At 78.0% G+C, this 5,946-nt stretch carries 8 protein-coding genes and 1 pseudogene; 6 read left to right on the top strand and 3 right to left on the bottom strand.

What is annotated here, in order from left to right; genetic code table 11:
- On the top strand, positions 1-1,519 hold a 1,519-nt coding region (locus tag GTR00_RS12425), incomplete at its 5' end, for an MFS transporter (RefSeq protein WP_166611933.1).
- On the opposite strand, the gene GTR00_RS12430 is transcribed toward GTR00_RS12425, so the two are convergent.
- Positions 1,467-2,150 (bottom strand): hypothetical protein, encoded by a 684-nt coding sequence (locus GTR00_RS12430; RefSeq protein ID WP_166611934.1) that lies wholly within the window; start codon positions 2,148-2,150, stop codon positions 1,467-1,469. The two genes, GTR00_RS12425 and GTR00_RS12430, sit on opposite strands and share 53 nt — an antisense overlap.
- 165 nt (positions 2,151-2,315) lie before the next feature.
- Here GTR00_RS12430 and GTR00_RS12435 point away from each other — a divergent pair, with 165 nt between their 5' ends.
- The 5 genes and pseudogenes from GTR00_RS12435 (at position 2,316) to GTR00_RS12455 (ending at position 4,502) form a co-directional block, all read left to right on the top strand.
- A complete protein-coding gene (locus tag GTR00_RS12435) occupies positions 2,316-2,975 on the top strand; it encodes a PilZ domain-containing protein (protein WP_166611935.1) in 660 nt (219 codons plus the stop codon).
- 76 nt (positions 2,976-3,051) lie between these two features.
- The gene (locus tag GTR00_RS12440; protein ID WP_166611936.1) at positions 3,052-3,381 is read left to right on the top strand and encodes a hypothetical protein; all 330 of its coding nucleotides are present in this window, start codon (positions 3,052-3,054) and stop codon (positions 3,379-3,381) included.
- A 95-nt stretch (positions 3,382-3,476) separates the two neighbouring features.
- Positions 3,477-3,746 (top strand): hypothetical protein, encoded by a 270-nt coding sequence (locus tag GTR00_RS12445; RefSeq protein WP_166611937.1) that lies wholly within the window; start codon positions 3,477-3,479, stop codon positions 3,744-3,746.
- 319 nt (positions 3,747-4,065) lie between these two features.
- A pseudogene (locus GTR00_RS26380) lies at positions 4,066-4,194 on the top strand (phytase); the annotation flags it as partial.
- A 50-nt stretch (positions 4,195-4,244) separates the two neighbouring features.
- The gene (locus GTR00_RS12455; protein ID WP_166611938.1) at positions 4,245-4,502 is read left to right on the top strand and encodes a hypothetical protein; all 258 of its coding nucleotides are present in this window, start codon (positions 4,245-4,247) and stop codon (positions 4,500-4,502) included.
- Here the strand turns inward: GTR00_RS12455 and GTR00_RS12460 are convergent.
- Together GTR00_RS12460 and GTR00_RS12465 are read right to left on the bottom strand one after the other, a co-directional pair.
- Positions 4,475-5,611, bottom strand: a complete 1,137-nt coding sequence (locus tag GTR00_RS12460) for a baeRF2 domain-containing protein (RefSeq protein ID WP_166611939.1) — start codon at positions 5,609-5,611, stop codon at positions 4,475-4,477. The genes GTR00_RS12455 and GTR00_RS12460 overlap by 28 nt on opposite strands.
- Before the next feature lie 114 nt (positions 5,612-5,725).
- On the bottom strand, positions 5,726-5,946 hold a 221-nt coding region (locus tag GTR00_RS12465; RefSeq protein WP_276610171.1), incomplete at its 5' end, for a YchJ family metal-binding protein.

The following is a 5,946-nucleotide window of genomic DNA, read 5'->3' on the forward strand; positions in this document are numbered from 1 at the left end:
CGCCCGCCCCGCACCCCGCGCCGGCGCCCGCCAGTGGGCGGCGCTGGCCGTGCTGATGCTGCCGGTGCTGATGATCTCCGTGGACACCACCGTGCTCAGCTTCGCCGTGCCGCACCTGAGCACCGCGCTGGCGCCCACCGGCACCGAGCTGCTGTGGATCGTCGACGGCTACTCCCTGGCCATCGCCGGGCTGCTGGTGACGATGGGCGCCCTGGGCGACCGCTCCGGCCGCCGCCGGCTGCTGCTGCTCGGCGCCGCCGGCTTCGGCGTCGTCTCCGCGCTGGCGGCGTTCGCGCCCTCGGCGGGCGCGCTCATCGCCGCCCGCGTCGCGCTGGGCGTCTTCGGCGCCACCCTGATGCCCTCCACGCTGGCGCTGCTGCGCAGCACCTTCCCCGACCGCGAGCAGCGGCGCACCGCGTTCGCCGTGTGGGCCGGCGCCTTCGCCGGCGGCGCGGCGCTGGGCCCGGTGGTGGGCGGGGTGCTGCTGGAGCGGTTCTGGTGGGGCTCGGTCTTCCTGGTCAACGTGCCGGTGGTGGCGCTGGTGCTCGTGCTGCTGCCGCTGCTGGTGCGCGAGTCGCGCTCGAGCGCGCCGGGGCGGCTGGACCCGGCCAGCGCGGCGCTGGCGACCGCGGCGATGGTCGCGGTGGTGTACGGCGTCAAGGCGTTCGCCGACCACGGCCCCGGCGCGCTGCCGCTGGCCTGCGTCGCGGCGGGCGCCGCGCTGGGCGTGGTGTTCGTGCGCCGGCAGGTGCGCCTGCCCGAGCCGCTGCTGGACGTGGGCCTGTTCCGGCTGCCGGTCTTCCGCACGGCGGTGCTGGCCAACCTCATGAGCATCTGCGGCATGACGGGGATGCTCTTCGCCGTCTCGCAGTACCTGCAGCTCGTGCTGGGCCTGAGCCCGGTGCGCGCGGGGCTGCTGCTGCTGCCGGGCGCGGCGGTCTCGGTGTGCGCGGGCCTGCTGGCCGCGCGGCTGGCCCGCCGGGCGCGCCTGGACGTGCTGATCGCCACGGGCCTGCTGCTGGGCACCGCCGGCTACGCGGTGGCGGCCACCCTGGGGCCGGCCGCGCCCGGGCGCGTGCTGGGCAGCGCGGTGCAGCTGGCGGTGGCGTTCGTGGTGCTCTCCGCGGGCGCCGGGCTGGCGGAGACCCTCACCAACGACGCGATCCTGGCCTCGGCGCCCGCGGACCGCGCCGGCGCGGCCTCGGCGATCTCGGAGACGGCCTACGAGGTGGGCGCGGTGCTGGGCACCACGGTGCTGGGCAGCGTGCTGACGGCCGTGTACTCCTCGGGCGTGGCGGTGCCCGCGGGCACCGACGCCGGGCGTGCGGCGGCGGCCACCGAGACGCTCGGCGGCGCGCTGGAGGTGGCCGGGCAGCTGCCGGCGGCGGCCGGCGAGCAGCTGCTGGCCTCGGCCAGGGAGGCGTTCGCGCACGGCCTGGACACCACCGCCGTCGCCGGTGCGGTGCTCACGGCGCTGGCGGCGCTGGTGGTGCACCGCCAGCTGCGCCCGGGTCGCTGACCCCGGCGCCACCCCCGGCGCCACCCCCGGCGCTGGCCCGGGGGTTGCCGACGGGGGCGCCGGGGCGCGGCAGCAGCGCCGCGGCGCGGCGGCGGTGCAGGTCCTCGGCGGCGCGCAGCTGGCGCTCGGCGCGCTCGGGCAGGGCGCGCACGGCGCGCACCCACTCCCCGCCGGGCCCGGCGGCGGCGGCCACCGCGGTCTCCACGACGTCGACGAGGACGCGGGCGGAGACCTGCCGGCGGTGCAGCCCGGCGAGCAGGTCCTCCAGCTCCAGCAGGGCCTGCACGGCGTCCTGGCGGGTGGAGGGCGGGGTGGGCAGCCGGTCCAGGACGGGCAGGCGGTGCAGCAGGGGCAGCAGCCGCACGGCGCGCGCGGCGGCCCAGCTGACGCCGAGGACGGCCCAGTCGGTGGGCACGCCGAGCTGGCGCACGGCGGAGCGCACGGTGGCGCGGTCGGCGCCCACCTGCCGGCGCAGGTCGGCGAGCACGGCGCGCTCGCCGGCCAGGTCGGGGTCGCGCGAGGCGCGGCGCAGCTGGTCCAGCAGCGCGCCGGAGCGGGCGAGCTGCTCGTTGAGGTAGGCGGCCAGCGCGGGGTCGGCGGCCGCGCGCGGGGTCCGCGGGCGCATCAGCACGCCGTCGACCGTACGGCGGGCGGGGGTGCGCGGTCGAACCAGGGCGCGCGGGCGCGGGCGGTGGCGCTGAGCCGTCCGGGCGAATGAGCCCGATCGGGTGGAAGCACCCCGGCTCGTGACGTAGCGTATACCGGCAGTGACTAAAAGCTGATGCAGGGGGGACGGATGAACGGCGCCCAGGGCGGTCTGCTCATGACCGAGGGACCCGCGGTCGACACGACCGTGACGCTCATGCCCACGACCAGCACCACCGAGGACGTGCACCGCGTGCACACCGGCACCGTGCGGTCCTGGACCGCCGGCGCGGCCGGGCTCGTCGTCACGAGCCACGTCAGCGCCGACCCCGGCACCGTGGAGGCGCTGGACGGCCAGCGCGTGTGGGTCAGCACCGAGGCCGGCGCGCCCGGTGCCGTCGTGCCGCACGCGGTCTTCCAGGCCGTCGCCCAGGCGCACCGCGCCGACGAGCTCGCCCTGACCGGCGTGATGCTGCTGGCCTCCGAGACGCGCCGCGCCGCCGTGCGCGTGCCCGCCTCGCTGCCGGTGCACCTGACCACCCCCGAGGGCGTGGCCGACGCGCGCACCGTCGACCTCTCGCGCACCGGCCTGCGCCTGGAGGCCGAGGACCTGCCCGCCGAGCACAGCGAGGTCGACGTCGCGCTGGAGCTGGACCACGGCCTGGAGGTCCACGCCCGCGGCGAGGTCGTGCGCGTCGACGACGAGACCCACGAGGCCGTCGTGCGCTTCGTCGAGCTCGACGAGGGCGCCGCGGAGGTCCTCGAGCGCAGCGTGCTCTCGCAGCTGGCGCGCCAGAACCGCGGGTACTGACCCGCCCCGGTCCGGGAGCCCGGACCGCTGGACCGGTGGCCGGGCGGCCCCTCCCCCGCCCGGCTACCCTCGGCGCGTGGTCGGCGAGGACGGGCGGCGCGACGGCGCGCGGCACTGGGGCGGCAGCGGCCGCTACGTGGAGGGCGAGCGCGTGTTCGCTCCCCCCGCGGGCGTCTTCGACGCCGACTGGGTCGCCGGCATCGTGCTCGACCGGCACGGCGCGGCCGCCGGCGAGCGCGTGGAGCTGGCGCGCGCGGCGCAGCGGGCGTGGGAGGCCCGCCGCGGCGGCGCCGGCGACGACGCGGTGCTCGCCGAGCTGGTGGCCACCGGGCTGCGGCCCTGGCCGGCCGCCGCGGTGCTGCGCGCGGCTGACGACTACGCCGCCGCCTACGGCACCGGCGCCTGAGCGCCCCGGCGGGTTTCGCGGGCGGTGGGACGGGTAGCGCACGAGTGCGGCGCCGTCGCGCCGCGCGACCGCACCGACGACCGGAGGGACGAGACGTGACCTCGCTGCCGCAGCCCGTCAACGACAACACCATCAAGGTCCGCCAGCTCACCCACTACCAGTTCTCCTGGGTGGCCGGCGAGCCCGGCCAGAGCGGCGCCTACACGCTGCAGCTGGTGCTCGACCAGGGTGCGTGGGAGGAGGTCCTCACCATCTCCCCCGAGGACGCCGACGCCCTGCAGGACCTGCTGGTGAACACCAAGGACGTCCACTACGACGTGGAGCGCCGCACGCTGATGTTCGGGGTGACGCCGACCGGGGAGTGACACCGGCGAGCTGAGAGGCGGCGACCCGGGAGGTCCGCGGGCGTTCTTCCCCAACACTCGAAGCCCCCCGGGCCGCCGGACCCAGTTCACCACGGACGGCCCCCGCGCCGCCACCCGTGCGCGCCGCGGGGTCGTCCAGCGGTCGTCCAGCGGGCTGCGGCCCAGCCCGCAGCACCCCGCTGGGCGGCGGTGGTCGCCGGCGCCGAGACCCGCCGGCGCACCACGGAGTTCGCGGTGCTGGAGCTGACCGCCGGCCCGGGCGGCACCGTCGGGTACCGGCAGGTCACCCGGCAGGGCCTGCCCACGCGGTTCTCCGGGTCTGGCGGCTGGCGCCGACCCCGGCGAGGGCGGCACGCGCCCGAGCGCGGACGCGGAGGGGCTGGCCATCGCCCGCGACGCCTCCGGGCGCGGGTACCTGTTCGCCTCCAGCCAGGGCGACAGCGCCTTCGCCGTGCACGACCTGCCCTCCGGCCGCTGGGCGCGGCGTTCCCGCACGGGGTGCTCGTCACCCGCGACGGCGAGGACACCGGCGAGGGCGACGACGAGCGCGTCGGCACCGGCTTCAAGGTCGTGCCCCTGGAGCGCGTGGTCACCCCGCTCGGGCTCGACCTGGACGTGCGCCTGGACGGCTCGGGGCGCCGGGACCCCGCGGGGTCCCGGCGCCCCCGGCGCCGCCGAGCGGGCGGCTCACGCGGGTCCGGGCCCGGGTCGGGCCGGGTCGGGCCGGGTCAGGCCGGGGTGGAGGCGTCCGCGTAGCGCAGCACGGCGCCGATGCCCTGCACCAGGTCGGGGCGCTCGGCGACGAGCTCGATCTCGGCGTCGGAGGCGGCCAGCGCCCGCACGATCGCGGCGTCGGCGCGCACGTGGATCGGCTCGCCGTCGCCGCCCAGGGCGCGCACCTCCTCGGCGGTGGTGCCGATCTCCAGCGGGCCGGCCCCCACCCACAGCATCTCGGATTCCTCGCCCGGCTCGGGGTCGTCGCGCAGCAGGACGGTGCGCACCTGCCCGCGGCGCAGGGCGTCCACCACGGGCGCCAGGCCCTTGACGGCCCGCCCGCCCCGGCCGGCCTCCTGCTCGAACTCGTCGACGACGGCGTCGCGGCGGCGGCGGCGCACCTCCTCCAGCGCCTCGGCGACGGCCGCGTTGAAGGACTCCTCGTGCACCCCGGCGTGCCGGCTGCCGCCGGGCACGTCCACGAGCAGCTCCAGCACCTGCTTGGCGGCCTTGCTGCGCAGCGAGGCGGCGGCCTTGACGTCGCCGGTCAGCAGCACCACCTCGGGGTGCTGCTGGCGCACGATCGTGTGCAGCTCGTCGGCGACCGCGGCGGCGTTGTGGTCCCAGGAGTCCTGCACGGCGTGCTGGTAGCGCAGGTGCGCCCAGCCGCCGCCGGGGATCTTGTGCAGCAGGTCGTGCCCGGCGGTGACCTCGCGGACCTCCTCGCTGCCGCGGGGGGCGTCGGAGCTGGTCACCGTGATGTCGGCGCCGGCGCGGTCCAGCTCGACCAGGACGTAGCGCACGTCGTCGGCCAGCGAGCGCACCAGCGGCATCAGGTGCGCCACCGGGCCGGCCACGGCCTCGTCCTGCGCGGGCGGGTCGGGCAGCAGCACGTCGATCTCGATGCCGTTCGCGGAGGCGATGAGGGCGCGGCCGACCGGACCGCCGACCTCGCTGGGGGTGGTGGCGACGCCGTCCAGGGCCTCCAGGGCCGGCTCGGGAGCGCCCTGCCCGGCGAGCGCCTCGCGGGCGTCCTTCCAGCGCACCTCCATCTCGTGCGCGCCCTTCTCCCGCGTGCGCGAGACGTCCACGTAGACGCTCACGTGGGGACCGGGGTCGGTGGCGACGGGCTTGAGCCAGTCCAGCTTCACGGACGTGTCCTCCTCGACCAGATCGACGATCCTGTTCCACGCTCTTACCCAGCGTCAGCGAGGTCAACCCCGCGACACGCCCTGCGCGGCGCCCCCGCGGGGCGGCGGGGAGGGTCAGCGGGCGGGGGTCGCCGGGCCCGCGTACAGCCAGCGGCCGCCCTCGCGGCGGAAGGCGGACACCTCGCGCTGCACGTCGCGGCGCCCGCCGTCGCGGGCGTGGGCCTCGAACTCCACGGTGCCGGTGTCGTCGAAGGGGCCGCCGCCGGTGGTGGCCAGCACCAGCAGGCGCCGCCACCGCCCGCCGCTGCCGGTGAGGTCCAGGTCGGCGGGGCGGT

The organism is Kineococcus indalonis, assembly GCF_009906395.1.
In the GTDB taxonomy this organism is placed as follows: Bacteria; Actinomycetota; Actinomycetes; order Actinomycetales; family Kineococcaceae; genus Kineococcus; species Kineococcus indalonis.